The sequence below is a fragment of the Haloarcula marina genome (genome assembly GCF_024218775.1).
GTDB classification, from domain to species: Archaea; Halobacteriota; Halobacteria; order Halobacteriales; family Haloarculaceae; genus Haloarcula; species Haloarcula marina.
This window is the reverse complement of sequence record NZ_CP100404.1, coordinates 398186-423133: the sequence shown is the minus strand read 5'-3', so window position 1 is coordinate 423133 and position 24948 is coordinate 398186. Positions and strand designations below refer to the sequence as shown.

At 64.5% G+C, this 24948-nt stretch carries 28 protein-coding genes; 23 read left to right on the top strand and 5 right to left on the bottom strand.

The annotated features are described in order from the left end of the window. The first annotated feature begins 122 nt into the window (after positions 1-122). The 17 genes from NJQ44_RS02210 (at position 123) to NJQ44_RS02130 (ending at position 16277) form a co-directional block, all read left to right on the top strand. Complete coding sequence (locus NJQ44_RS02210; RefSeq protein ID WP_254273050.1) at positions 123-458, top strand: winged helix-turn-helix domain-containing protein; 336 nt, start codon at positions 123-125, stop codon at positions 456-458. A 92-nt stretch (positions 459-550) separates the two neighbouring features. Further along, positions 551-826, top strand: coding sequence for a DUF7521 family protein (locus NJQ44_RS02205; RefSeq protein ID WP_254274367.1), 276 nt, complete (start codon positions 551-553; stop codon positions 824-826). Positions 827-1141: 315 nt separating this feature from the next. Next, positions 1142-1753 (top strand): flagellin, encoded by a 612-nt coding sequence (locus NJQ44_RS02200; RefSeq protein WP_254273049.1) that lies wholly within the window; start codon positions 1142-1144, stop codon positions 1751-1753. A gap of 275 nt (positions 1754-2028) precedes the next feature. Next, on the top strand, positions 2029-2640 hold the full coding sequence (locus tag NJQ44_RS02195) for a flagellin (protein WP_254273048.1): 612 nt from the start codon (positions 2029-2031) through the stop codon (positions 2638-2640). Positions 2641-2716: 76 nt separating this feature from the next. Beyond that, positions 2717-3280, top strand: a complete 564-nt coding sequence (locus NJQ44_RS02190; protein ID WP_254273047.1) for a DUF7500 family protein — start codon at positions 2717-2719, stop codon at positions 3278-3280. A 58-nt stretch (positions 3281-3338) separates the two neighbouring features. Continuing rightward, positions 3339-3815, top strand: coding sequence for a hypothetical protein (locus NJQ44_RS02185; RefSeq protein ID WP_254273046.1), 477 nt, complete (start codon positions 3339-3341; stop codon positions 3813-3815). After that, positions 3812-5761 carry a hypothetical protein gene (locus tag NJQ44_RS02180; protein ID WP_254273045.1) on the top strand — a complete coding sequence of 650 codons (1950 nt, stop codon included), beginning with the start codon at positions 3812-3814 and terminating at the stop codon, positions 5759-5761. The genes NJQ44_RS02185 and NJQ44_RS02180 overlap by 4 nt, the downstream gene beginning before the upstream one ends. A 103-nt stretch (positions 5762-5864) precedes the next feature. Further along, complete coding sequence (gene cheY, locus NJQ44_RS02175; RefSeq protein WP_254273044.1) at positions 5865-6224, top strand: chemotaxis protein CheY; 360 nt, start codon at positions 5865-5867, stop codon at positions 6222-6224. Beyond that, the gene (locus tag NJQ44_RS02170; protein WP_254273043.1) at positions 6225-7442 is read left to right on the top strand and encodes a chemotaxis protein CheC; all 1218 of its coding nucleotides are present in this window, start codon (positions 6225-6227) and stop codon (positions 7440-7442) included. It begins immediately after the preceding gene. After that, positions 7442-7963, top strand: a complete 522-nt coding sequence (locus NJQ44_RS02165; RefSeq protein ID WP_254273042.1) for a chemotaxis protein CheD — start codon at positions 7442-7444, stop codon at positions 7961-7963. Before NJQ44_RS02170 ends, NJQ44_RS02165 begins: the two co-directional genes overlap by 1 nt. Positions 7964-8217: 254 nt before the next feature. Then, complete coding sequence (locus NJQ44_RS02160; protein ID WP_254273041.1) at positions 8218-9819, top strand: FlaD/FlaE family flagellar protein; 1602 nt, start codon at positions 8218-8220, stop codon at positions 9817-9819. Further along, positions 9803-10246 carry an archaellum stator protein ArlF gene (gene arlF / locus NJQ44_RS02155; protein WP_254273040.1) on the top strand — a complete coding sequence of 148 codons (444 nt, stop codon included), beginning with the start codon at positions 9803-9805 and terminating at the stop codon, positions 10244-10246. Before NJQ44_RS02160 ends, arlF begins: the two co-directional genes overlap by 17 nt. Position 10247: 1 nt before the next feature. Further along, positions 10248-10700, top strand: coding sequence for an archaellum stator protein ArlG (gene arlG / locus NJQ44_RS02150; RefSeq protein ID WP_254273039.1), 453 nt, complete (start codon positions 10248-10250; stop codon positions 10698-10700). After that, complete coding sequence (gene arlH, locus NJQ44_RS02145; RefSeq protein WP_254273038.1) at positions 10697-11458, top strand: archaellum protein ArlH; 762 nt, start codon at positions 10697-10699, stop codon at positions 11456-11458. The genes arlG and arlH overlap by 4 nt, the downstream gene beginning before the upstream one ends. Before the next feature lie 15 nt (positions 11459-11473). Beyond that, complete coding sequence (flaI, locus tag NJQ44_RS02140; RefSeq protein ID WP_254273037.1) at positions 11474-13147, top strand: archaellum flagellar ATPase motor FlaI; 1674 nt, start codon at positions 11474-11476, stop codon at positions 13145-13147. A 2-nt stretch (positions 13148-13149) separates the two neighbouring features. Then, complete coding sequence (gene arlJ / locus NJQ44_RS02135) at positions 13150-14898, top strand: archaellar assembly protein ArlJ/FlaJ (protein WP_254273036.1); 1749 nt, start codon at positions 13150-13152, stop codon at positions 14896-14898. A gap of 194 nt (positions 14899-15092) precedes the next feature. Then, complete coding sequence (locus NJQ44_RS02130) at positions 15093-16277, top strand: carboxylate--amine ligase (RefSeq protein WP_254273035.1); 1185 nt, start codon at positions 15093-15095, stop codon at positions 16275-16277. 203 nt (positions 16278-16480) lie between these two features. Here the strand turns inward: NJQ44_RS02130 and NJQ44_RS02125 are convergent, their stop codons facing one another. Continuing rightward, a complete protein-coding gene (locus NJQ44_RS02125; protein ID WP_254273034.1) occupies positions 16481-18454 on the bottom strand; it encodes an aconitate hydratase in 1974 nt (657 codons plus the stop codon). 141 nt (positions 18455-18595) lie between these two features. On the opposite strand from NJQ44_RS02125, the gene NJQ44_RS02120 reads away from it, so the two are divergent. The 4 genes from NJQ44_RS02120 to NJQ44_RS02105 all read left to right on the top strand — a co-directional run bounded on the left by NJQ44_RS02120 (position 18596) and on the right by NJQ44_RS02105 (position 20661). Further along, positions 18596-19060, top strand: a complete 465-nt coding sequence (locus NJQ44_RS02120; RefSeq protein WP_254273033.1) for a deoxyuridine 5'-triphosphate nucleotidohydrolase — start codon at positions 18596-18598, stop codon at positions 19058-19060. Positions 19061-19254: 194 nt separating this feature from the next. Beyond that, positions 19255-19899: a helix-turn-helix domain-containing protein gene (locus tag NJQ44_RS02115; RefSeq protein WP_284440233.1), complete on the top strand. Its 645-nt coding sequence runs from the start codon at positions 19255-19257 to the stop codon at positions 19897-19899. Between the two features lie 69 nt (positions 19900-19968). Continuing rightward, the gene (locus tag NJQ44_RS02110; RefSeq protein WP_254273031.1) at positions 19969-20241 is read left to right on the top strand and encodes a hypothetical protein; all 273 of its coding nucleotides are present in this window, start codon (positions 19969-19971) and stop codon (positions 20239-20241) included. Between the two features lie 39 nt (positions 20242-20280). After that, on the top strand, positions 20281-20661 hold the full coding sequence (locus tag NJQ44_RS02105; protein WP_254273030.1) for a methylglyoxal synthase: 381 nt from the start codon (positions 20281-20283) through the stop codon (positions 20659-20661). On the opposite strand, the gene queC is transcribed toward NJQ44_RS02105, so the two are convergent. Genes queC through NJQ44_RS02090 form a run of 3 tightly spaced genes read right to left on the bottom strand, consistent with a single transcriptional unit; the run spans position 20649 to position 22586 of the window. After that, entirely contained in the window at positions 20649-21356 is a 708-nt protein-coding gene (gene queC / locus NJQ44_RS02100; RefSeq protein WP_254273029.1) for a 7-cyano-7-deazaguanine synthase QueC, read from the bottom strand. The two genes, NJQ44_RS02105 and queC, sit on opposite strands and share 13 nt — an antisense overlap. A 16-nt stretch (positions 21357-21372) precedes the next feature. After that, the gene (locus tag NJQ44_RS02095; protein ID WP_254273028.1) at positions 21373-22137 is read right to left on the bottom strand and encodes a 7-carboxy-7-deazaguanine synthase QueE; all 765 of its coding nucleotides are present in this window, start codon (positions 22135-22137) and stop codon (positions 21373-21375) included. Beyond that, positions 22137-22586 (bottom strand): 6-pyruvoyl trahydropterin synthase family protein, encoded by a 450-nt coding sequence (locus tag NJQ44_RS02090; protein WP_254273027.1) that lies wholly within the window; start codon positions 22584-22586, stop codon positions 22137-22139. Before NJQ44_RS02090 ends, NJQ44_RS02095 begins: the two co-directional genes overlap by 1 nt. Before the next feature lie 89 nt (positions 22587-22675). Here NJQ44_RS02090 and NJQ44_RS02085 point away from each other — a divergent pair, with 89 nt between their 5' ends. Continuing rightward, positions 22676-23449, top strand: coding sequence for a hypothetical protein (locus tag NJQ44_RS02085; protein WP_254273026.1), 774 nt, complete (start codon positions 22676-22678; stop codon positions 23447-23449). Positions 23450-23531: 82 nt separating this feature from the next. Beyond that, complete coding sequence (locus NJQ44_RS02080) at positions 23532-23699, top strand: ribbon-helix-helix protein, CopG family (RefSeq protein WP_254273025.1); 168 nt, start codon at positions 23532-23534, stop codon at positions 23697-23699. Here the strand turns inward: NJQ44_RS02080 and NJQ44_RS02075 are convergent, their stop codons facing one another. Continuing rightward, complete coding sequence (locus tag NJQ44_RS02075; protein ID WP_254273024.1) at positions 23700-24932, bottom strand: MBL fold metallo-hydrolase; 1233 nt, start codon at positions 24930-24932, stop codon at positions 23700-23702. Positions 24933-24948 lie beyond the last annotated feature (16 nt).

The window sequence follows — 24948 nt, the reverse complement described above, 5'->3', positions numbered from 1 at the left end:
CTCCGCTCGACGGTTCATAACGCAGATTACCGCACTTTGGGAGAAAAACGTTTCAATGGCCCATATCGGCAAGTATCATCGGCGATAGTTTTATAAAATTCAAAATTCATGATGTGATAACGATGGCTTCAGCGGATCTTCTACAGACGCTGGGGAATAAATACAGCGCCGAAATCCTCGATGCCACCGACGAACCGGTTTCGGCGCAAGACTTGAGCGACGAACTCGGAATTCCGATTGCGACCTGCTACCGTCGAATCGACGAACTCACCGAACACGACCTTCTCGAACTCCACGACAATATCCTCTCAGACGACCGCCGACGCATCAAAGTCTACCGCCGCAACGTCGACGAAGTGCGGGTCGACTTCGAAGACGACCTGACGGTCCACGTCGAGGAGCGTTCGGAAGTGACCAACAAGCTCGACGAAGCGTGGCGCACGCTTTCCGACGGATAGCGTCCGAAATTCGCATTATCTCCTAATTATCAGGACAGATATTTCCGTGCGTGGATTTAAGAGAGGGTTCGGCGTAACCGTAGACAGTGCCGATGATCGAACTCCTCTATGCTATCTCGACGCTGGTGTTCGTCGTCGCTGGCCTCACTATGGTCGGGATGGCGATGCGGGCGTACGTCCAAACGTCCCGACAGGCGATGCTCCACCTCTCGCTGGGGTTCTCGCTCGCCGTCGCGGGTGCGGCGGCGACGATGATTAGCGCGTTCATCAACGACTTCGAAGGCGTGAAATCGCTCCTGCTGGTCAACAGCGGACTGACGACGTTCGGATACCTGTTCGTGATGTATAGCCTCGTCACCTACGAATAGCGCGACGACCGCGGCTAGTCGCATCGCTTGCTTTCCTGTATACACTCTCGTGCGCGCACGCGTGAGAACCGACCCCGTTTGGACCTGTGCAATCGCGGCGACAATCACCCCGACGCCGACCGCTCACCCAGCGACTGTGACTTTCTTCCGGACCAACTCTCAAATGGAGAATAAACAGGCATCTAGAACCATTCTTCGACGAATTCGCGCAATAGAGTGCCTACGAATGCTGTTATCAACTGGGATATTTTGGGGAATGGTATTATTACTGGTGGAATACAGTGTGCCGGTAGGGTAATCCAACCCGGAATACCAATGTTTAGGAAACTACGAAACGACGACGACCGTGGGCAGGTCGGTATCGGTACGCTCATCGTGTTCATCGCGATGGTGCTGGTCGCGGCGATCGCCGCGGGCGTCCTCATCAATACCGCCGGATTCCTTCAGAGCAGCGCCGAGGAAACCGGACAGCAGAGCAGTGACCAAGTGACCAACCGCCTCGAAGTCGTCAGTACAGTCGGGACGGACATCGACAACACCAACAAGGAAGTCGATACCGTGGAAATCACCGTCAAGAAAGCGCCCGGCGCGGCGAACATCGACCTCGGTAGCACGATTGCACAGTGGGTCGATTCCTCCGGATCCTACGACCTCGTGCAGGGGGCGAGCGCCAACGGCGCACCCAACGGGACCGCGTACAGCGTCTCGACAGTCCAAGACGACGATTCCTCGATTACCGACAGCCAAGTCCTCAACGACCCGTCCGACCGCGCGACGCTGACGTTCAGCGCGGTCGACCTCGGCTCGTCGGGCCTCGGTGAAGGTGCGACGGCCACCATCCAACTGAACACCCAGTCCGGTGGCACCACCACCGTCCGCCTCGTCGTTCCGGAAACCCTGTCCGGCAACTCCGCCGTCACGCTCTAAGCAGGCGCGCTCTCTCTTTTCTCGCACCAGCCCGACCAGCGGTGGCACTTCTGACTGCTTCGGCCGATACAGAAGCCTACATACACCGACTCCCGATACACGGGACGCGGATGGTCGTAACAGGAGACTGTGGCGCCATATTTCTTCGTAGGAATTATGTTATATGGCAGTTAGGCGGTTCGAAACCCCTGTTATCAGCAGAGATATTTCGAGGAGAGGTATTATTACTGGTGAAATGTAGAGTGTTGCTAGGGTCAGACAGGCCCGGAATACCAATGGTTAGGAAACTACGAAACGACGACGACCGCGGGCAGGTCGGTATCGGTACGCTCATCGTGTTCATCGCGATGGTGCTGGTCGCGGCGATCGCCGCGGGCGTCCTCATCAATACCGCCGGATTCCTCCAGAGCAGCGCTGAGGAAACCGGACAACAGAGCAGTGACCAAGTGACCAACCGCCTCGAAGTCGTCAGTACGGTTGGGACGGACATCGACAACACCAACAAGCAAGTCGATACCGTGGAAATCACCGTCAAGAAAGCGCCCGGCGCGGCGAACATCGACCTCGGTAGCACGATTGCACAGTGGGTCGATTCCTCTGGATCCTACGACCTCGTGCAGGGGGCGAGCGCCAACGGCGCACCCAACGGGACCGCGTACAGCGTCTCGACAGTCCAAGACGACGACTCCTCGATTACCGACAGCCAAGTCCTCAACGACCCGTCCGACCGCGCGACGCTGACGTTCAGCGCAGTCGACCTCGGCTCGTCGGGCCTCGGTGAAGGTGCGACGGCCACCATCCAACTGAACACCCAGTCTGGTGGTACCACCACCGTCCGTCTGGTCGTTCCGGAAACCCTGTCCGGCAACTCCGCCGTCACGCTCTAAGCAGGCGCGCTCTCTCTTTTCTCGCACCAACCCGACCAGCGACGGAATTATACCACTCCCTACCACACTAGACGGTATGGCCCGGGGGTCAGACGAACCAAATCCAGAAGACGGCAAGATACTCTCCCCCGAAGAGTTGGATATCGCCGACGACGAGCACGTCACGGAGATCGACGAGGACCGGTACGTCGTCTCGCCGGACGTGCGAACGGACGACGCCTACGGCAATCAGGTCGATTCGGATGCGACACCCGAGCCCCAACCGGAGCCGGAACCGGCAACGCCGGAATTCACTGACGCGAACGTTCATCGGTGGCTGGCCGAGCAGATGGCCGACTCGAACGGTCGCTACGGCTTCGACGTGACCGCGAAGTTCGACGGAAACGTCGACCAGCAACAGCTCGTTTCGAACGATATCGTCACCGTCTTCGAGAGTTTTATGCTCTGGTACGGGCGGCAGATAGACGGCTCGACGGCCGTCGAGGACGTTCTCGGCATCCTCCTCTCGGAGTCGAACGTCCCCGTGAAGTTCCCGCCGGGCAGTTTCAAAGCGATGGTTCGCTCGACGGGACTCGCTCCCGACGACAGCATCGCCGACCTCGTCGAACACGTCGAGGAGCGCGACGGCGCGGAGTTCTGAGGCCGATTCGGCGTGCCGAGATGTTTAACACCGCCGAGTGTCGTTGGTAGGGCAAGCGATGGCCCGCCGGTACCTGTCGAGTAGTGTCGCGCTCCTCGTCGTAGTCGTCGCGCTCGTCACCGGGCCGGTCGTCGGTGTCGACGTAACGAGTGACCCGCCGTCGGCGTTCGGCGACGGGACCGCGACGGTCGACGAGGTCGCCGTCGAAACGGAGACGCTGCGGGTCACAGGGGGGCGATTCGGGACCGGCGTCGAGTACGTCCGAGTTCCGACGGCGACCGTGACGGTCGCGACCGTAACCGACCGACCGCGACTCGTCTACGTCGTCGCGGTCCCGGGACTCGACATCGAACTGACCGACAGCGTGGTGGTGACCGACGCGGGGACCTACCGACTCGACCCGGGCGACCGCGGACTCGAAAGCGGGTCAGCCACGGCGACGCAGTACGAGGGGCGGGTAGCAGTTCGCGTCCAGAGCTTTACCGACGCAAAGACGGTGTACCGTGAGAACGCCACCGTGGAGGTCGCGACGTGAGCCGTTCGGCGACCATCCGTGACCGCGCTCGAACGGTCGGCCGCCTCGTCTTCGGCGACCGACACGGACTGGTCCTCTGGCTGGGTCTGCTCTGTTGGTTCGGGCTGACGTGGCGAGTAGGGTTTTTCATCCAGGACACGTACGCGACGGCGAACACGCTCGTCGCGCTGGCCGACGGCCAGTTGCACGTCACGCGGATTCCCTACTCGCTCACGCTGGGGTCACAGCCGGGTCTGCACCGGTACGACGGGTTGCTGTACGGCCGTAACTACGGTCAGCTCGCGCTCGCGGTCCCGCTGGTGTGGGCCTTGGAGGCGCTGGCCGTCGTCGTCGACCCGCGCCTTCTGTTGGCGGGACTGTGGGCGGGCGTCGCCCTCGTCTTCGTCGGGCAACTCGACCGCCTCGACACCGTCGACGCGGGGTGGATACGGCCCATGGGCGGACTGGTCGTCGCAGTGCTGTTCGTCGCGACCCTCCCGGTGGCGACGGATCTCGACACCGACCGCCTCGCGCTCGCGGCCTACCAACTGTCGACGATGCTGGCCGCGGCGGCCGCGGGACTGGCGATGTACCGACTGGTAAGTGAGTTCCACGGGCGGCGTCTCGGCCTCGTTGCCGGGGTAGCGCTTGGCGTCGCGACGCCGGTCGGCTTCTGGGCGACGATTCCGAAACGGCACACGCTCGTGGCGGCGCTGACCCTCTGGGCGGTGTACGCGTTCGCGGTGAGTCGACGCCGGGAGGGACGGACCGCGCTGGTAGCGCGGGCGTTCGCGTACGGATTCGCGGGGTTCGTCACGTGGACTCACGCCTTCGAGGCGTTCTTCCTCGTCGGGACGCTCGCCGTCGTCGACCTCGCGACCGCTCGGCGGACCGACACCCGGACGCTGGCGGTCCTCGGCGCGGCGCTGTTGCTGGCGACGGCACCGATGCTGGCGACCAACTACGCCATCTCCGGGAACCCCGCTGAACCGCCGCGCCTGCTCCCGAACGTCGAGGGCGGTGACGTGGAGTTCTCGCCGTCGGCGGACGGCGGGACCGACGCGCCCGGCGGTGACTCGGGCGGTCCCGCGGCGGACGGGTCCGCGGGCACGAGCAGCGAGTCCGGCGGCGGTGAGCGAGTCGGGAGAGATTCCGACGGCGGGTTCCTCTCGACGGCCCGCGACACCGCCGGTCCCGTATCGGAGTTCGTGGTCGGGGCCGTCGTCGACGGTGTGGCGACGCTGGGGAACCCGACGCAGATGTGGCACACGTTCGTCCGGAGCGGCCATATCCCGGGGATTCCCTACCGACTCAACAGCTACGAGGTCATCGAACTCACCGTCTTGGAATCGACGCCGATACTGGGGGCGCTCCTCGCGCTCCCGGCGCTGGTCGGACGGCGACTGCGCGAGGACGGACGAGACGCGCTCGCACGCGTTGACCCGCGAACGCTCTCGCCGATTCGACAGACGGACCTCCTCGTCGTTGCAGTGGCCGCCGTCCTGACCGTCGTGTACCTCTCTCGGGCGCTGACCTACAGCCAACTCACCGTGCGATACCTCCATCCGATGGTGCCGCTCGCGACGTACGGCGTCTGCCGGATACCGGCGGTTCGGACCGCCGCCACCGAGGCGACGGGACGGCTCGTCGGGTCGTATCTCGTGTCCCTCGCGTTCGCGCTGGCCGTCGTCCTCGGCGGTATCGCCGGACTCGAACTGGCCCTCGGCGAGGCGGTCCAGTACCACGCGCTGTGGAACCTCGCGGCGGCAGCGGTCGGCGGCGCTGTCGTCGTCGCCCACACGCTCGCCCCCGACCGCATCTCGCCGCGGACTGTCGCCGCCGGTCTCGCCCTCCCCGCCGGGTTCGCCACGGCGTTCCTGTTGCTGTCGGGGCTGGTGTACTTCGACTACGGGACGTACGCCTTCGACCTCGTTCGCGTGGTCGCCGACGTGTTGCCGACGCTGTGAGGATTCGACGAGGGCGACGCCCTCCCACACTCAGCGGTATCACACGCGATAATTTACGGGACACCTTTATTTGGCTCATCACGGTACTTCGGGTCGATAGGTCATGCCAGACGTACTGATAGCCGACGACTCGGAGTTTATGCGAAACCTCCTTCGGGAGATTCTCGAAGAGGACCACACCATCGTCGGGGAAGTCGAGAACGGCGTAGAGGCCGTCGAGGTGTACAAAGAGCAGACGCCCGACCTCGTGATGATGGACATCGTGATGCCCATTCGCGACGGCATCGAAGCGACCGGCGAAATCAAATCGGCCAATCCCGACGCCAACGTCATCATGTGTACGAGCGTCGGCCAGGAAGAGAAGATGAAAGAGGCCGTCAAGGCCGGGGCCGACGGCTACATCACCAAACCGTTCCAGAAACCGAGCGTGATGGAGGCTATCGAGGACGTCGTCCCGTCATAGATGAACGTCGACATTCAGTCGCTCGGCACGTTCAACCAACTCGCACACGAGGGGGCCGAACAGGCGACGCAGTCGATGGCCCAGATGACGGGCATCGACGCCGCCGTGGACGTGACGAAAATCACGCTCCTCGACAGGGCCGATATCGGTGAGGAACTCACCGGACAGGAGTTCGTCGGCGTCCAGTTCGGATTCGACGGGGTGTTGGGGGGTGAGACGGTGCTGGTCTTCGACGCAGACTCGGCGGACACTATCGCCGACGCCCTGATGCCGGGGAGTAGCGACGATCCGGCGATGGCACAGAGCGGTGTCAAGGAGATCGGCAACATCATGATGAGCGGATTCATCGACGGGTGGGCCGACTACCTCGACTCCACCATCGACCACTCGCCGCCGGAGTACATCGAGCGAACCGGGAAAGACGTACTTCCCGAGGCACCGGAGGCCGACGAACACACGCAGGTGTTCGTCTTCAAGTCCGAAATCGAGTGGGTCGGGGAGTCGGTGAACTTCTACATCTACATGCTGCCGGAGTACGACTCGCTCACGACGGCGATGATGGAACACGCCGACACGGACGGCGACGCCATCCCCATCGACAAACTCCAGACGTTCAACGAGATGACCACCAACGGCACGCAACAGGCCGCCGACAACGTCGAGATGATGACCGGCATTCCGACGGACGCGGAGGTGACCCAGATAAGCTTCGCGCCCATCGAGGACGTGCCCAAGCAAATCGGGACGGACACCTACGTCGGGACGGTGGTGGAGTTCACGGGGGTCCCGAGCGGCTATCTGATGGTGCTGTTCGACGAAATCTCGGCGATAAACGTCGCCGAGGCGATGATGCCCGTCGAGGTCGAGGGCGAGGGCTTGACCGACCAGCACAAGGCGGCCATCGAGGAACTGGGCAACATCATGACCAGCGGGTTCGTCGACGGGTGGGCGAACGTGCTCCAGACCTCGGTCGACCACACGCCTCCGCGACTGGTCCACGACATGGGCCGGTCCATCGTCGACCCGCTCGCGGCGCAGGTGGGCCAGCATCAGGAACACGCCTTCATCATCGACTCGGAGATGCGGACCGACGACATCGAGTTCAGCGCGGAGATTCACGCGCTACCCAACGAGCAGGAACTGCGGGCGGCACTCGACGACTTGGACGTCGACCGGGCCGACCAGACCGACGCCGACGTCGAACAGATATTCGAATAATGAAAGTCTACGACGGCAGCCAGACTGACAGTTCACAGAGCAGCACGCCCGAGCGTATCAAGGTCGGTATCGCCGAGTACAAGGTGACCACAGACGCGGCCGTGCTGACCACCAGCGGCTTGGGGTCCTGTATCGGTATCGCCATCCACGACGAGGTGTCGGGTGCTGCCGGACTCGTCCACATCATGCTGCCGACCGCAGAAGACGTCGGCGGCGGCAACAGAGCGAAGTTCGCCGACACCGGGGTCGCGGCGCTCGTCGAGGCCCTCGAAGCGGAAGGGGCCTCTCGCGAGGGGATGCGGGCGAAGATAGCCGGGGGGAGCGACATGCTCGACTTCTCCGAGAACGGGTCGTCTATCGGGTCGCGCAACTCCACGCAGGTCCGAAAGACCCTGGAGGAGTACGACATTCCGCTCGTCGGCGAGGACGTGGGCGGCGACCACGGCCGCTCGCTCCGACTCGAATCGGCGACCGGCGACCTCGTCGTCAAGAGCGCGAACGCGGAGTCGACGACGCTTTGATTCCCGTCGCTGATACCCACCCAGAGGGTCGCTATCGAAATTGATGTCTGACGGACGGCAGTCGTTCGTCTGCCGCAAACGCGCATATCAGGGCGTCTCGGCGGCGATTTCCACTCGAAACAGAGCTAGCGGGAGAGATATTTGCCGGTAAAAATATTATTTCACCCTGTGTAGTCCGAAATATGGTAGATTATTATCAGCGATGATAGGCTAGACGGAATCTTCAAGAGTGTATGAACTTATACTCAGGGACGATGAGTAGTCTCGCCCTCGCACCGACGCTGCAGGCACTCGCTCCCGACGTGGTTGCGGTCGTGCCCGCGTTACTGGTTCTCCTCTCGGGGGGACTCGTCGGTATGAGCATCAAGAACATGTTCGACTCGATAATGTCGGACGACGAGGGCGACGACGACACTGACGACGAGATGGCCGACGGCGGCGGCCTGATGGCCGAGGAGGGCGGCGGCGACGACCTCGGCGGCCTCGGCGGCCTCGACGACGGCGACGACATGGGCGGGTTCGGCGACGACGAGTTCGGCGACATGGAAGACGCCACCGGCCCGGACACGGACGAACTCGAACACCGCCTCGACGAACTGGAAAACGAGGTCGGGAGCCTCTCCTCGACGGTCAACACGGTCCGGACCGAGAACGAGTCTATCTCCGAATCCGTCGAGGAGGTCGAGGAGAACGTCCGGAAACTGCTCGACATCTACGAGATGGTCACGCGCGGGGTCAACCCCTTCGCCGACGACGTCGACGGCGGGATGGCCGGCGGCGGCATGGGCGACGGCTCGTTCGGCCTCTTCGACAACGACGACGGCGGCGACGAGGAAGAGCAAATCGACGACAACGTCGCCAACGCGGACGCGGAGGGCTTTTTCGACGAAGACCTCGTCGAGGACGACGGCGGCGACGAGATGTCGATGGGCGACACCGACGACATGTTCGGCGACGACGACCTCGGCGGCGGCTTCGAGGACGACGGGGGCTCGTTCGACGAGGAGTTCGACGAGTTCGACGACACGGAGGAAGACATGAGTATGGACGACGGACTCGACATGGACGAGGGTGGTAGCGACGACGGGGACGGCGACGGCGGCAAGTCCTTCGCCGAACTCAAAGACGAGTACGAGTCCGGCGAAGCCGACTGGGCGGAGGGAGACGAGGACGGCGACGCCGTCGAGGACGACGGCGACCTCATCGCGGACGACGGCGACGACTTACTCGAAGACGACGGTGACCTCATCGCCGAGGACGACGGTGGACTGGAGGACGACGACCTGTTCGACGAGGTCATCGAAGACGACGCGATGGACGAGGATACCGAATCCCCGATGGACATCGATGCGACGGAGACGCCAGCGGAAGCGGACCCCGAACCTGAACCTGAACCTGAGCCTGAACCAGAACCGGACGCGAAGCCGGAACCCGAACCCGAGCCTGACCCCGCGGCGAGCGAGACGAGCGACACCGCCGAGGCGGCTACGACGACAGAGACGGCGGACGCCAGCGGCGACGGCAAGCCCTATCTGGCGACGATGCCCGAGGGCTTCGCGGCGGACCTCATCGTCATCGAATGGCTGGAGTTCCTCGTCCAGCAGGCGGGCTACCGCGAGACGGCCCGCGCCATCGACTACTACGAGACCATCGGCTGGATAGACGAGTCCGTCGCCGACACGCTGACCGAGTACCTCCGCGGCTTCGAGGACATCGACGACGACGGCGCGGGGCTGACCATCGACCACCACACCGAGAGCCTCCACTACATCTCGCAACTCGACGACGACAGCGGGGCGGACGCCGTCGCCCTCTCGAAACTCGTCGGAGGTGGTTCGGATGGGCTTCAGCGTTAGCGGCTCTGCGGCCATCATCTTCGTCGCCACGTTCATCGGATTCGGGATGTTCTACTCTGCGACGGCCAACGGCTTCGAGAACATCAACGACGCCCGCGAGGCACAGACCGACCGAACGCTCGAACAACAGAACACCGAGATTACCGTGACCGACGTAACCTACAACAGCACGACGCCGTCGCTCAACGTCACGGTGGTCAACGCCGGGTCGACGGAGTTGGCCGTCGAGGACATCGACGTTCTCGCCAACGACGACTACCTCACCGGCTACCGGACCGCCGTCGACGGCGACGAGACGACGGGCCTGTGGCTCCCAGAAGAGCAGTTGGTCATCAACGTCACCGGCGTAAGCCCGGACCCCGGCCGCGTGAAAATCGTCACCGGACCGGGCGTCTCGGCCGTCGAAACGACCACGGTGGTGAGCTGAGATGGCGGGCGTCTCCGCGTCGCACCTCATCCTCTTTATCGCCTCGATGATGGTCGCGGCCAGCGTCGCGGGCGTGTTCACCGACACCATCGGGCAGTTGAGCAGCGCCGTCTCCGAACAAGGACTCGACGTGAGCAGCGACGTGCGGACGGACATCGAAATCATCTCCGACAGCGGCAGCGACGCCATCTACGACAGCGACGGCAACGGGAACATCACGCTCCACGTCAAGAACACCGGCAGTGAGGACTTAGCGGCCGACCCGACGCAGATAGACCTGTTCGTCGACGGCCAGTACGTCTCGGCGTACGAGGTGACCGTCGTCGGCGGCGACACCACGTGGCGGCCCGGCAGCGTCGTCCGCCTCGAAATCTCGCGGTCGCTGTCGGCCGGTGACCACCGCGTGAAACTCGTGGTCAACGGCGACGAGGAGGTGTTCGAGTTCCGAACATGAGCATCGCGAGCAAGAACCTCTTCTCGCTGGGGTTAGACGACCACGACCGACTGAACAAAGAACTGGGCGGCGGCATCCCGCCGGGGAGCATCATCCTCGTCGAAGGCGATTACGGGGCCGGGAAGTCCGCGATGAGCCAGCGGTTCACCTACGGCCTCTGCCAGGAGGGTCACGACGTGACCTACCTCTCGACGGAACTCACCGTCGGGAGCTTCTTAGACCAGATGCACTCGCTGTCCTACGACATGGTCGACCACATGCTGGACGAGAACGTCCTGTTCCTCCACGCGGACATCGGCGAGTCCAACGCCCTCACCGGCGGCGACGAACCGACCGAGCGCAAGGAACTCCTGAAACGACTGATGGAGGCCGAGGTGATGTGGGACGCAGACGTCATCGTCATCGACACGTTCGACGCCATTCTGCGGAACGACCCCAAGTTCGAGGCGCTCGTCCGGCAGAACGAGGAGCGACAGGCCGCACTGGAGGTCATCTCCTTCTTCCGGGACGTCATCTCGCAGGGCAAGTGCATCATGCTCACCGTCGACCCGTCGACGTTGGCCGAAGAGGCCATCGGCCCGTTCCGCGCCATCGCCGACGTGTTCATCGAACTGGAGATGATCGAAGTCGGCAACGACGTGCGCCGACAGATCAACGTCCTCCGGTTCGCCGGGATGGGCGAACAGGTCGGTGACACCGTCGGGTTCTCGGTGCGGTCGGGCACCGGCATCGTCATCGAATCGAGAAGCGTTGCATAAGGAGTGACATAAGACATGACAGACCACGGACGCGCGAAACCCTCGGACGAACTTCGACAGATTGCGGCCCGGCGGCCCCACCTGCGAGACCACCTCAAGAAGTTCAAGCAGATTACCGGGGAGTTCCCGATGCTCATCGAGGAGGCCGACAGCGACTTCGAGTCCGACCGGCCGAACGTCCTCTACCCCGTCGGCGGTCCCATCTTCTGTCACGTCTACGGCGACGTGGGGCAAGACACGAAGTACTACGCCATCGAACCGGAACTCGACCAGGACGAGCGAGCGGTCTTCGGGAAGGTCCGCAACCGCCTCCTCCAGAAGAGCGTCAACAAGCCTGCCCCCGAAAACGAGGCCGAATACGACGACCGAATCGAGGAACTCCTCCAGGAGACGACGAAGATTCGCGACGAGGACAGCGACAGCGGCGTCCTCACCCGCCTGTCGAACCTCACCAACGTCGGGAGCGTCGAGGTCACCCAGTCCACCTACGAGAACATCCTCTACCGCTTGAACCGCGACATCGTTGGTCTGGGCCCGCTGGAACCGGTGATGCGCGACCCGGCCAACGAGGACATTCACGTCATCGGCCGCAGCGAGTGCCACGTCGACCACGGCGTCTACGGCATGCTGGAGACGACCGTGGAGTGGAAGAGCGAGGAGGCCTTCGACCAGTGGCTTCGGAACATGGGCGAACGGATGGGCGACCCCGTCTCGGACTCCGACCCAATCGTCGACTCGACGCTCCCCGACGGGTCGCGTCTGAACCTCATCTACTCCGACGACGTGAGCGTCAAGGGCCCGTCGCTCACCATCCGGCAGGGCGACGAAGTCCCACTGTCGGTGTTCCAGATTACGAAGTGGATGACCCTCTCGCCGGAACTGGCGGCGTACCTCTGGCTCTGTCTGGAGAACGAACAGACCGTGTTCGTCGTCGGGGAGACGGCGTCCGGGAAGACGACGACGCTGAACGCCATCACCTCCTTCATCCCTGACGACGCGAAGATATACACCGCGGAGGACACCGCCGAGGTCCTGCCCCCGCACAACACGTGGCAGCAACTGCTGACCCGGGAGGGCGAAGACGAGGGGACGAGCATCGACATGTTCGACCTCGTCGCGGCCGCCCTGCGGTCGCGCCCCGACTACATCATCGTGGGCGAGGTCCGTGGCGAGGAGGGGCGGATGGCCTTCCAGGCCGCCCAGACCGGTCACCCGGTCATGCTGACCTTCCACGCGAGCGACATCGTCTCGATGATTCAGCGCTTCACCGGCGAACCCATCAACGTCCCCGAGACGTTCATGGACGTGGCCGACGTGGCCCTGTTCCAGAACCGCGTCAAGCAGGGCGACCAAGTCCTGCGCCGGGTCACGAGCGTCCAGGAAATCGAAGGCTACTCCAAGGAGATGGACGGGGTCGTCACCCGGCAGGTGTTCAACTGGGACCCCGTCGAGGACGAAATCGTCTTCCAGGGGATGAACAACTCCTACGTCCTCGAAGAGCAAATCGCGACGCTGTTGGGGTACGAGGACACCCGCGACATCTACGACGACCTGCAGTTCCGCGCGAACATGATAGAGCGCGCCATGCAGGAAGGGATTCTGGGCTACCACGAGGTCAACGACTTCATCTCTGACTTCCAGCGCGACGGCATCGAAGGGATTCCCTTCAACATCAGCCGTCCCAACTGACGATGGCCCAGAGCGAAGCCGACAACGGCATCGACCTGACCATCACCGAGACGGTCCAGGGGTTGGTCGAGTCCTACCGGCAGATGACGATACCGCTGGAGCGGTATCTCTTTTTCATCCTGTTACCGTCCGTCGGCTTTTTCGTCCTCTCGGTGGTCGCCGCGCTCCTGTTAGACCAACCGATGACGATTCGAGCGCCCATCCCGCTACTCGGGTTCCTCGCGATGGCGTCGGCCGTGTTCTATCCGAAGATTCTACTCTCCCAGCGCAAGCGCGAACTCAACAACCGCTTTCACCTCCTCATCACCCACATGACGGTGTTGGCGACGACGAAAATCGACCGCATGGAGGTGTTCCGCACCCTCGCGAAAGAAGACGAGTACGGCGAACTCGCCATGGAGATGCATCGTATCACGCAACTCGTCGACACGTGGAACCAGAGCCTCGACGACGCCTGTCGTCGCCGCGCGAAGGAAGTCCCGAGCGACGCCTTCTCGGATTTCCTCGACCGACTGGCCTACACGCTCGGGGCGGGGCAGTCACTGGAGGACTACCTGCTGTCCGAACAAGAGCAGATTATCCAGCACTACACCACCGTCTACCGGAGTTCGCTGGACAGTCTGGAAGTGATGAAAGATCTCTACCTGTCGATGATTCTGTCGATGACGTTCGCGCTCGTGTTCGCCGTCGTCCTGCCGGTGCTGACCGGGACGAACCCGACGATGACCGTCAGCGCCGTCATCGTGATGTTCGTCTTCGTCCAGTCGGGATTCTTCCTCGCCATCCGCTCGATGGCCCCGTACGACCCGGTGTGGTACCACCCGGAGGAGTACCCCTCCCCCATCGAGGAGCGCCTCGATAAATCGATGTACGCTGGCGTCGGCCTCTCGATGGTGCTCCTGTTCGTCACGCTCGGCGGGATGCTCGGCGTCTCCCCGATTACGCTGGGGGACCTGCTCTTTTTCCTCGACAGCGTCCCGCTGCCGTTCTACGCCGTCGCGCCCATCACGCCGATGATTATCCCCGGTATCGTCTTCCGGCAGGAGGAACAGCGCATCAAGTCCCGCGACGAGGAGTTCCCGAGTTTCATCCGCGCGCTTGGGGCCACCGAGGGCGCGAAACAGTCGACGACCGGGATGGTGCTTCGCACACTCCGCAAGAAGGACTTCGGTCCGCTGACCCAGAACATCGACGACCTGTACAAGCGCCTGAACATGCGCATCGAACCGTCGGCGGCGTGGCGCTACTTCACCGCCGACTGTCGCTCCTACCTCATCCAGACGTTCTCGGAGATGTACCTCATCGGCCGCGAGATGGGGGGGTCTCCGAAGCAACTGGGCGAACTCATCGCCGCCAACATGAACGAAGTGCTCCAGTTACGGCAGAAGCGCAAACAGGCGACGACCACCTTGGTCGGCCTGCTGTACGGGATTACGGCGGCGTCGACGTTCGCCTTCTTCATCGGCTTACAGGTCGTCAACATCCTCGCGCAGATGTCTTTAGACCTCAATGCCGGGAGCCGACTCGACGTGAACTCGCTCATCAACACGGGCGTCTACAACATCCCGCTCATCGAGTTCCTGCTGGTCATCATCATCATGTTCTCGGCGATGCTCTCCTCGCTGATGATTCGGACCGTCGACGGCGGCCACAAGGCCAACACCTACATGCACTTCGTCGTGCTCTCGTGGATCGGCGCTATCACCGGCACGTTCACGAAGTGGCTGGTGACGCAGTTCCTCGCTATCTGATCCCACGCCGGATCTCTCCTCGTGAACGCGGCCGCATAGGAGGTGGCTACCGACGCACGGGCGACGTTCGTCGCGTTTCCGTAGCGGCACGTCGTTCGGGGCCACTGCGCCGACCCGGTCCCATCGGCAGTTAGTAACCTCCTGTTTCGGGTTATCTGTCTCATTCTTACCTATCCCGACGACACTCTCTGGATATGAACGACGCCGCGGAGTCCGTAGTGGTCATCTCGAACGACGCACCCGGGGCGGTCACTGTCGTCCGGTCGCTCGGGAAGCGTGGTATCAGAACCATCGTCGCATCCGACAGCCCTCGGTCCCCGGCATTCGACTCGAAGTACTGCGACGAGCGCGTGATGCTCCCGAGTCCGTACACCGACCTGCTGTCGTATCGCGACGTACTGCTGGACCTCGCCGCCCGGCCGTCGGTGAAAGCCATCGCGCCCGTCCGCGAGGAGGACATCTACGTCCTCGCGAAGTACCGGGACGAGTTCGCCGAACACTTGAACGTCGTCTGGCCGGAGATGGAGACGCTGGCGCGGGCACACGACCGAGTGGAACTCGTGGCGGCGGCCGAACGCGCCGGGGTCGCCGTGCCGGACACCGAACTGCTGACCGACGTGGACGACTGGGACAGACGACTCATCGCGAAGGGGCGGTACGGTATTCTCACCAACCACTACGTCGCCGACATCCCGCCGACGGAATCGCGTTCGATGCCCAAGACGCAGTACTTCCAGCCGAACCAGCCCCCGGATACGGATGCGCTCATCGACCGGATGGGGCACGTCCCTATCGTGCAGGAGTACGTCCCCGGCACGGAGTACACGGTCCGGGCGCTCTACCACGAGGGCGAACCGCTGTTCAGCACGCAGAAGGCGCTCCGCCGCGGGTTCAAGTACCCGCGCGGCCCCAGCGTCTACCACGAGGCGGTGGACATCCCGGAACTCTGGGACGCGGCGCGTGCGGTCCTCGACGAGTTAGAGTGGCACGGCCTCGCGTCCGTGGGGTTCATCGGCGACGAGGAGACCGGCGAGTTCAAACTGCTGGAGATAAATCCCCGGTTCTGGTCGTCGCTCCCGTGTGACCTCCACGCGGGCGTCGACTACCCGTACTACTACTGGCAACTCGCGACCGGCGACACCGGCCCGTTCGACCCCCCGTATCGACCCGGCACGGCGTCACACTTCCTCCGCGGCGAACTCGTCCACCTGCTCAGCGTCGCCACCGAGGAGTACGCGTTCGTCGACAAGCCCTCGCTCGCGCGGACGGCCGGGACGATGCTGGGGTCGATGGTCACGCAACCGCACTTCGATTTCCTGAGTCTCGACGACCCGCGCCCGTTCGTCCGCGACTGTCTGAACGCGGTTCCGGGACGCTGAGACGGCCCGGGGCCACGCACCACCGACCGTCAAACGAATCCGAGCGCCGGCCGGCCACCCGAGGAAGAACGACGTGCTCCGGCTCGTTCGGTTCAGTGCGGGTCGCAGTCGCTCACGAGACGGAGCGAAAGAAAACGAGGTTCGTCCGTCACACGGCGAAAGCCGCCGTCGGAACCGTGCTTTTCGCGGGTCGCGGCCGTCGATTAGTCGTCGGCGGGTGCGGCGCCGCCCTCTTCGTGCTGGGCCTTCGTGTGCGACAGTTTGCCACCGGCGGCGAGGATTTCGCGCTCTCGCTCGGAGGCGTCGAGCGCTGCGGTCGCTTCCCAGTCGTCGTTGATCCGGATGGTGAACTCTTCCTGCCCGGAGCGGACGGCCTCGGCGACGTCGTCGACGATCTGGATGTCGTCGCCCTGCTCGATCTTCTCGTAAGTGTCCTCGTCGATTTCGAGGGGGACGATACCGAAGTTGAACAGGTTCGCCTTGTGGATGCGGGCGAAGCTCTGGGCACAGACGGCTTCGATGCCCAGGTACATCGGACAGAGGGCCGCGTGTTCACGCGAGGAGCCCTGTCCGTAGTTCTCGCCTGCGACGAGGACGCCGCCGTCGGATTCGAGCGCGCGCTCTGCGAACGTGTCGTCGACGCGCGAGAGCGTGAACTCCGAGAGCTTCGGGATGTTCGACCGGTACATCAGGATGTCCTGGGTGGCCGGGATGATGTGGTCGGTGGTGATGTTGTCCTCCATCTTGAGGAGGGCTTCACCGCCGACTTCGGTCTCGAGCGGGTCCTTCAGCGGGACGTCGCCGATGTTCGGGCCCTTGATGAGGTCGTCGTCGACGGCCTCGTCGGGGGCGATGAGGTCCGATTCGGAGTTGCCGATGTACTCGTCGGGCATCTCCAGACCGGGCGCTTCGAGGTCGCCGAGTTCCTCGGCGAGGTTGCGCGGGTCGACGATTTCGCCGGCGAGGGCGGCCGCGGTGGCGACTTCCGGCGAGCAGAGGTAGACGTTGTCGTCCTCGATACCGGAGCGACCCTCGAAGTTGCGGTTGAAGGTCCGCAGGGAGACCGAATCCGAAGCCGGGACGTGGCCGATGCCGATACAGGCACCACACGTCGCCTCGGAGAAGTTGACGCCGGCGGCCATCATCTCCGCGGTCCAGCCCTGTCGGGCCAGCATCTCGGAGGCGACCTTCGAACCGGGTGCGACGATCATCTCGGTCTTCTTGTCGATGTTACGCCCTTCGAGCATCTTCGCGGACGGGAGGATGTCCTCGTAGGCACCGTTCGTACAGGAGCCGATGATGACCTGCTCGACGTCGACGCCCTCGACCTCGCTGACCGGCACGACCTTGTCGGGCATCGACGGTTCGGCGATGAGCGGTTCGAGGTCCGAGAGGTCGACGACGATTTCGTCGTCGTACTCGGCGTCCTCGTCGGGGCCGATTTCGACGAACTCGTCCTCGCGGCCGAGGCGGGAGAGGTAGTCCTCGGTCTGCTCGTCGGTCGGGAATATCGAGGAGGTAGCACCGAGTTCGGTGCCCATGTTGGTGATAGTGGTCCGCTCGGGGACGGTCAGCGTCTCGACGCCGGGGCCGGTGTATTCGAGCACCTTGCCGACGCCGCCCTTGACCGACAGGCGACGGAGCAGCTCGAGGATGACGTCCTTGGCGGTGGCCCACTCGGGCAGTTCGCCTTCGAGGCGGACGTTGACGACTTCCGGCATGTCGATGTAGTAGGCGCCGCCGCCCATCGCGACGGCCACGTCGAGGCCACCGGACCCGATAGCGAGTTCGCCGAGGCCACCGGGGGTCGGCGTGTGGGAGTCCGACCCGAGCATCGTCTTGCCGGGCGCGGCGAAGTTCTCCTTGTGGACGTTGTGGCAGATACCGTTGCCGGGACGGGAGAAGTGCGCGCCGAACGTCCCCGCGGCCGAGCGGAGGAAGCGGTGGTCGTCCGTGTTCTTGAAGTCGAACTGGTAGGTCTGGTGGTCACAGTACTGGGCGGCCAGTTCCGTCTGGACCTCTTCGAGGCCGAGAGCCTCGAACTGCAGCCAAACGAGCGTACCGGTCGTGTCCTGTGTGAGCACCTGGTCGATCTCGATGCCGATCTCTTCGCCGGGTGTCAGCTCCCCTTCGACGAGATGGTCGTCGAGAATCTTTTCCGTGAGCGTCTGTCCCATAACGTCCGAACGTGGACGGTGCGAGCGTATAAATCCCGCGTATTCCACCCTATTTTTCACCAATCGTTACTGCCGTCGCCCGGTTTCGAGCCGTATCGAACGAACAGCAATGTTTTCGCTGTGGGGTGTCCATGCCTTCCCATGTTCAAGAGCGGGGAGTTCGTCGCCGACAAACTCGGTGACGTGCGAGACGCACAGGTGCAACCGAACGGCGTCGACCTGACGCTTGGCGCGGTGTTCGAACAGGTCGAACCGGGCCGTATCGAACGGGGTGGGAAGACCGTCGGCGAGCGTCGGGAACTCGACGCCGAGGACGGCATGTACTCGCTGGACCGGGGTGGCTACGTCGTCGAATACGCCGACCGCGTGGTCATTCCGGAGGGGCACGTCGGCTTCCTCTACCCGCGCTCGTCCCTGCTCCGAAATTCCTGTATGCTGGATACGGCGGTGTGGGACGCCGGCTACGAGGGCCGCGGCGAGGGACTGCTGGAGGTCCACCACCCCATCGAACTGGAACGCGGCGCGCGAATCGCGCAACTCGTCCTCGCCGAGGCGGCCCACGCGGGGACCTACGAGGGGTCCTACCAGCGCGAGAATCTCGACTGAGCGCGTTGCCGAGCGACTTCTCTCATCGAGCTATCAAATAGATTTATTTTGTATTCTCCCGTAATACCACTTGGTGTTTCGGGAGCGCCCCGGGTGTGCCTCTGACAGTCACTCGAACGGGTCGCCTCTCCCGCACCGATTCCGAGTACCGCTGGCAGAGCTTTATATAACCCCCGGACGGTACTCCAATCATGATGGTTGAGTTTCAATTCGAGTCAGCGTTCCTTCACCCCCTCGCCGACGTGGTGACGGACGTTGTCCTCGACGAACTGCAGTGTACCGAAACGGGGTGTCGCGCCGTCGTCTGGGTCGACCACGATGCGAAGTCCGAGATAGACGAGGCGCTGGCGGCGGACGACAGCCTCACCCGACAGTCGTACACCGGGGCGGAAGCGGGCGGCCACTGGTACGTCCTGAACACGACGGACCCGCCGCTTTCGAGCGTCGGCCGCGCCCTCCTCACCGCCGACGGGGCGTTGCTCCGCGCGTCACTGGCCGACGACCACTGGACGGTCCGGGCGCGGTTCCCCGACCGGAGCGACGTGCTCAGTTTCCGCGACGCCCTCGTCGCGGACGGCTTCGACGTGGACGTGCGCGCAATCGACGAAGAGGGAGACCACGACTTCGGGCTGACCGACCCACAGCGCGAAGTGCTCATGCTCGCGCTGGAGCGGGGCTACTTCACCGTCCCCCGGGACGCGTCGCTCTCGGACCTCGCGACGGCACTTGGCATCTCCAGTCAGGCCGCCTCAGAACGGCTTCGGCGGGGGACACAGACGCTCGTCTCGAACACGCTCGCCGAACCGGCACAGCCCCGCGTCCGGTCCCGCTACCGGTGACCTGCCGGTTGTTTCACGTTCTGAAACCACGCCTGCCCCGTTATTACCTCCGCTGAAGTATCGACTGGTATGAACTCCGAGGACGGCACAGTGTACATGCTTCCGGGCGACCCGGAAGGCGACGAGGAGTGGGTCAGTCCCGAACCCGCCGACGACGTCATCACCGCGGCGGTGCTTCGGGAAACCCCCCTCACCGAGGCGGATGTGGACGCCATCGCGTCCTACGTCGACGAGGCGGACCTGCGGGCCGTGGTGGGCGAGGGTGAGTCCGAGTCGATTACGTTCGAGGTGGAGGGTCACGACGTGACCGTCACCGCCGAGAACGACGTGACCGTCGCGTAGGGCGGTATCTCTTTCCCGTCGGGCCGTGTCGTGGGGGACATGACTCGCGTGGCACTCATCGCGCACGACGACGAGAAGCCGGAGATGATCGACCTCGTGCGGGACTACGAGGACGAACTCGCCCGGTTCGACCTCGTCGGCACCGGAACGACCGGCCAGCGCATCATGGACGAGACGAGTCTCGATATCGACCGCAAGCAGAGCGGCCCGCTCGGCGGCGACACCCAAATCGGCGCGCTGGTCGCCGAGGACCGGATGGACGGCATCATTTTCCTTCGGGACCCCTTGACCGCCCAACCGCACGAACCCGACATCTCCGCGCTGTTGCGAATCTGTGACGTGCACGACGTGCCGCTGGCGACGACGCGCACCTCCGCCGAGTACGTCCTCGACGGCCTCGTCGCCGATTACGAGGACTGAGCGGTGTAATCCGGGCGCGTCTCGTACGCTATCGGGTCCCGTTCGCCGAGGCGCTGGAACGCTTCGAGGCGGAACGCGCAGGCGTCACAGGTCCCGCAGGCGGGTTCGTCGCTGCGGTAGCAACTCCACGTCTCCCCGTAGGGAACTCCCAGTTCCAGTCCGCGCTCGGCGATGTCCGTCTTCGACCACTCGACGAACGGCGCGACCAGCGTGATATCCGTCTCGGGTTTCGTCCCCACGTCGACCACCCGCTGGAACGCCTCGAAGAAGGCGGGTCGACAGTCCGGATAGCCGGAGAAATCCTCGCTGTGTGCGCCGATGAAGACGGCCCCGCAGTCGTTGGCCTCAGCGTAGGAGACGGCCATCGACAGCAGGTTCGCGTTCCGGAAGGGGACGTAGGAACTGGGAATCTCGTCGCTGTCGGTGTCGGCCTCGGCGACGGCCATCTCGTCGTCGGTCAGCGACGACCCGCCGATTTGCCGGAGATGACTCGTCTCGACGTGACAGAAGTCGGCCGCGTCGACCGACTCGGCCAGCGCGTCCGCACACTCGTACTCGCGCTGTTCGGTGTTCTGCCCGTAACTGGTGTGGAGCAGATACAGGTGGTCGTACCCGCGTGCCTGTGCCTCGTAAGCCGCCGTGGCGCTGTCCATCCCGCCGGAGGCGAGGACGACGGCGCGTGAGTCGTCGGTCATGAGTTGGTGTCGGTGGTCAGGTCCCGGGCGCGTCGTTCCAGAGGTCCACGTGGAGCCGCGGCGTGTAGCGATAGCCGTACTCCAACGCGAGGTCAGCGACGACGCTCCGGGTGGTTTCGAGTTCGGTACGGGTCTGTCCCTCGGGCATCAGGAGGACCTGCTGGTCGTGAAGCGGCGTGTCGGCGGCGTCCCGCACGCGCGAGACGAGCCGTTCTATTTCGGCCATGTCTTCGGGGCCGGTGACGACGAACTTCAGTTGCGTCTCGTAGGCGTCGACGAGGGCCGCGAGCGTCGGCACGTCCAGGCGTCGGTCCTCGTGGCGGTCGGCCCACTCGCCCTCGCCTTTCGGGTCGCGCTCCGCGGTCGGCGTACTGGTGGCGAGTTTCGGGCTGACGCTCGCGAGGTCGATAGGTGCCTCGCGAAAGATGGTCCCGTTCGTCTCGACGGTGGTGTGGTAGCCCCGGCCGTCCAGCGCGTCGAGGAGGTCGACGCTGGCGTCGTGGACCAGCGGTTCGCCGCCCGTCAGGACGACGTGGTCGGCGTCGTACTCCTCAACTGCGGCCACGATTTCCTCGACGCACTGCCACTCCCCGCTGGGTTCCCACGAGGTGTGATAGGAGTCACAGAACCAGCACCGGAGGTTACAACCGCTCGTGCGGACGAACACGGAGGGGACGCCCGCGAGTCGGCCCTCGCCCTGCAGGGAGCAGAACAGTTCGTTGATGGGGAGGTCGCCATCCTCGGCTTGTCCGAGGCCGTCGGCGTCGCTGGCGACGGGCATCAGCGCGTACAGAGTTCGCTCGTCTCGCTGACGGTGACGGACACGTCCGAGACGGTGTCCGGGAGGCGCTCGCCGAGTCGGTGTTCCAGCGTCGCCGCCATCACCTCCGCCGTCGGCGGGTGTGGGAGGACGACGAGGGCGTCGCCGTCGCCGCTGTCCTCGAAGGCCGCTATCAGGGGGTCGCCGTCTTCGACGAGGAAGCGGTGGTCCCACTCGTCGATGACGCTCGTCACGTCGCCCTTGTCGACGACCCACCCCTCCGCGGTCAACTCGCCGGTGATGCGGACGCTCACCTCGTAGTTGTGCCCGTGAGGGCGGGAACACTTCCCGTCGTGGTGCATGAGGCGGTGGCCCGCCGAGATGCGAATCGGCCGGTCCCCGCCGACGACCAGTTCGCGCTCACCGGCGCTGGCGACCGGGTCCTCTATCGGCGATATTCCCTGAGACATATCCAGAGATTATCAGAGGTGGCAATAAGTCGCTCGGAACCGCTCGGTTCACGAGAAGGCACTTACCGCGAGCCATCGATTCCCGAACCGTGTCCTCCAGACGCGCCTTCCTCGCGTCGCTCGCGGCCGTCGCGGTCGGTGGCTGTGCCGAGTTCGGCGGCGACGCGGCGACGCCGACCACCACGGCGACCCCCGCACCGGTCGCGCTCACGCCGACGCCACCCGAACGCGTACCCGCAGACGCGACGGTCGGACTGCTCCCCGCGGCGGCCGACGCACTCCGGTCGAGCGCCGCCGACGCCCCGACGACGGCGGGCGACGGTCACTGGTGGGGCCCAGTGGCCGCCTTCGACTGCCTCACCGTCGACGGGACGCCCTACGCCGTCACCGACGCGGTTCGCGGCGGCGGCTACGAGAACACGTACGACGTGACCCCGGTCACCGACGCGGGCAACGACACGGTCGTCCCGGTGTCCGCGCTGCCCGCCGAAGACCGCGCGGCCGTGGTTCGTGGCATCGAGCTCGGCGAGTACGCGTTCGACTCGACCGAGGGCGGCTATCGCCCGAACGGAACGGTGCTGGCGTACGACGGGACCGAGTACGCCTTCGAACAGACGCGACATGCCGACTTCCCGACCCAGCGAGTGCGTGTCCTCGAACGGGTCGACGGCGAGAGCGACGCGTGCCCGACGGTCGCGGGACTCGAACTCGATGGAACCCACCGCGACGCCGTCGAGGCGGCCCGCCATGACGATGGCGACCTGACCGTTCCGGCCGCGACGGCACGCGCGCTTCGTGACGGTGGCTACGGCTTCGTCGTGGTCGGAACCGGCTGTTACGCCGTCCCAGCGGTCGGCGAGTAAGGCGGTTTCGGCCGCGTCACACGAACGCCCGACACCCGTCTGACGAGGGTATTTACCCGCGGACACCCACGGTTCGAATCTGATGGACGAGGCATATCTCGACCTCGAAGCGGTCGAAATCGAACTGGACGAAGCGGTGCTCGAGGCAGTCGACGAGAAGGCGTTCGCGGACCACCGCGACAACCGCGACGCCGCCATCCGCGACTTACTGGACGAGTGGCTGAAGACCCGCGACGCGGCCGACGACTGATTACACCCGGACCGTCTCGCCGAGTTCGGGCGCGCTCGCCGCGAACCCGTCTTCTCGGAGTTCCCCGGCGAAGGCCCCCGTCCGGTCGCCGTGGTTGACGAGGACTGGCACCTCCCGGTAGCTATCGAGGAAGTCGAATAGCCCCTCGCGGTCGGCGTGCGCCGAGAACTGGTGCAGTTCCACCTGCGCGCTGACCGGCATCACCCGGCCGTCGAGTTCGGCACTGCCCGTCTCGAGGAGTTCGCGGCCCGGCGTCCCCTCTACCTGATACCCGGTGAGGGCCACCTTGTTCGTCGGGTGGTGGCGGATAGCGGGGACGTAGGTCATCGCTGGGCCACCGTTGAGCATCCCCGACGTGGTGATTATCACCGTATTCTGCTCGGCGATGCGTCTCCGTTGCCCGTCTCGGCCCGTCACGAACCGGGTGCTCGACGTCGCGCCCCGCAAGGCGTCGGCGTCCCGGAGAAACTCGGGGTGGCGCTTCAACTGCTCGGTGACGCGTTGGCCCATCCCGTCCACGTAACAGTCGATGTCGTGCGCGTTACACACCAACATCGCCTCCTGCGTCCGGCCGATGGCGAACGCCGGTACCACGACGGTGCCGCCCTGCCACACCGTCTGTTGCAGGCTCTCGGCGAACCGTTTTTCCACCCTGTCGCGGGCCTCGTGAGTCACGTCCGAATACGTCGACTCACAGATGACCGCGTCTGCCTCCGGGCGGGCAGTCGACGGCGCGACGAGGCGCTGGTCGCCGGTGTGGAAGTCGCCCGTATAGAGCAACCGGATGTCCCCGTCGTCGACGAGGACGTGCGCGCTCCCCGGGATATGCCCCGCGTTGAACAGCGTCACCTCGTAGCCCGCGGCCTCGAACGATTCCTCGTAGCCGTGGGTCACCGACGCCTGCGTGAGGCGGCGCACGTCCGTGTCGGTAAAGGGACAGCGCGGCGTCGACCCGTGAAGCTTCAGCGTGTCCTCGGCGAGCGTCGTCGCCAAATCGCGGGTCGGCGGCGTCCAGTGGACCGGCGGGAGGTCGCCGCTGGACATCAGCGCCGGCACCGCCCCCGCGTGGTCTAAGTGGCCGTGGCTGACGACGACGGCGTCGGGGTCCACCTCGCCGACGGGATACTGCGGGGGCGACTCGCTCGCGATTCCGTAGTCGAGCAGGAGCGAGTCGTCGACGAGGACGGCGCTTCGGCCGATTTCGTCGGCCCCGCCCAGCAGCCGAATCTTCATCGCGCGTGGCTACGGC

What these genes read in the sequence shown, in the direction of transcription:
- NJQ44_RS02210 (WP_254273050.1), top strand. Translation starts at nt 123, where the DNA reads ATGGCTTCAGCGGATCTTCTACAGACGCTGGGGAATAAATACAGCGCC.
- NJQ44_RS02205 (WP_254274367.1), top strand. Translation starts at nt 551, where the DNA reads ATGATCGAACTCCTCTATGCTATCTCGACGCTGGTGTTCGTCGTCGCT.
- NJQ44_RS02200 (WP_254273049.1), top strand. Translation starts at nt 1,142, where the DNA reads ATGTTTAGGAAACTACGAAACGACGACGACCGTGGGCAGGTCGGTATC.
- NJQ44_RS02195 (WP_254273048.1), top strand. Translation starts at nt 2,029, where the DNA reads ATGGTTAGGAAACTACGAAACGACGACGACCGCGGGCAGGTCGGTATC.
- NJQ44_RS02190 (WP_254273047.1), top strand. Translation starts at nt 2,717, where the DNA reads ATGGCCCGGGGGTCAGACGAACCAAATCCAGAAGACGGCAAGATACTC.
- NJQ44_RS02185 (WP_254273046.1), top strand. Translation starts at nt 3,339, where the DNA reads ATGGCCCGCCGGTACCTGTCGAGTAGTGTCGCGCTCCTCGTCGTAGTC.
- cheY (WP_254273044.1), top strand. Translation starts at nt 5,865, where the DNA reads ATGCCAGACGTACTGATAGCCGACGACTCGGAGTTTATGCGAAACCTC.
- NJQ44_RS02170 (WP_254273043.1), top strand. Translation starts at nt 6,225, where the DNA reads ATGAACGTCGACATTCAGTCGCTCGGCACGTTCAACCAACTCGCACAC.
- NJQ44_RS02165 (WP_254273042.1), top strand. Translation starts at nt 7,442, where the DNA reads ATGAAAGTCTACGACGGCAGCCAGACTGACAGTTCACAGAGCAGCACG.
- NJQ44_RS02160 (WP_254273041.1), top strand. Translation starts at nt 8,218, where the DNA reads ATGAGTAGTCTCGCCCTCGCACCGACGCTGCAGGCACTCGCTCCCGAC.
- arlF (WP_254273040.1), top strand. Translation starts at nt 9,803, where the DNA reads ATGGGCTTCAGCGTTAGCGGCTCTGCGGCCATCATCTTCGTCGCCACG.
- arlG (WP_254273039.1), top strand. Translation starts at nt 10,248, where the DNA reads ATGGCGGGCGTCTCCGCGTCGCACCTCATCCTCTTTATCGCCTCGATG.
- arlH (WP_254273038.1), top strand. Translation starts at nt 10,697, where the DNA reads ATGAGCATCGCGAGCAAGAACCTCTTCTCGCTGGGGTTAGACGACCAC.
- flaI (WP_254273037.1), top strand. Translation starts at nt 11,474, where the DNA reads ATGACAGACCACGGACGCGCGAAACCCTCGGACGAACTTCGACAGATT.
- arlJ (WP_254273036.1), top strand. Translation starts at nt 13,150, where the DNA reads ATGGCCCAGAGCGAAGCCGACAACGGCATCGACCTGACCATCACCGAG.
- NJQ44_RS02130 (WP_254273035.1), top strand. Translation starts at nt 15,093, where the DNA reads ATGAACGACGCCGCGGAGTCCGTAGTGGTCATCTCGAACGACGCACCC.
- NJQ44_RS02125 (WP_254273034.1), bottom strand. Translation starts at nt 18,454, where the DNA reads ATGGGACAGACGCTCACGGAAAAGATTCTCGACGACCATCTCGTCGAA.
- NJQ44_RS02120 (WP_254273033.1), top strand. Translation starts at nt 18,596, where the DNA reads ATGTTCAAGAGCGGGGAGTTCGTCGCCGACAAACTCGGTGACGTGCGA.
- NJQ44_RS02115 (WP_284440233.1), top strand. Translation starts at nt 19,255, where the DNA reads ATGGTTGAGTTTCAATTCGAGTCAGCGTTCCTTCACCCCCTCGCCGAC.
- NJQ44_RS02110 (WP_254273031.1), top strand. Translation starts at nt 19,969, where the DNA reads ATGAACTCCGAGGACGGCACAGTGTACATGCTTCCGGGCGACCCGGAA.
- NJQ44_RS02105 (WP_254273030.1), top strand. Translation starts at nt 20,281, where the DNA reads ATGACTCGCGTGGCACTCATCGCGCACGACGACGAGAAGCCGGAGATG.
- queC (WP_254273029.1), bottom strand. Translation starts at nt 21,356, where the DNA reads ATGACCGACGACTCACGCGCCGTCGTCCTCGCCTCCGGCGGGATGGAC.
- NJQ44_RS02095 (WP_254273028.1), bottom strand. Translation starts at nt 22,137, where the DNA reads ATGCCCGTCGCCAGCGACGCCGACGGCCTCGGACAAGCCGAGGATGGC.
- NJQ44_RS02090 (WP_254273027.1), bottom strand. Translation starts at nt 22,586, where the DNA reads ATGTCTCAGGGAATATCGCCGATAGAGGACCCGGTCGCCAGCGCCGGT.
- NJQ44_RS02080 (WP_254273025.1), top strand. Translation starts at nt 23,532, where the DNA reads ATGGACGAGGCATATCTCGACCTCGAAGCGGTCGAAATCGAACTGGAC.
- NJQ44_RS02075 (WP_254273024.1), bottom strand. Translation starts at nt 24,932, where the DNA reads ATGAAGATTCGGCTGCTGGGCGGGGCCGACGAAATCGGCCGAAGCGCC.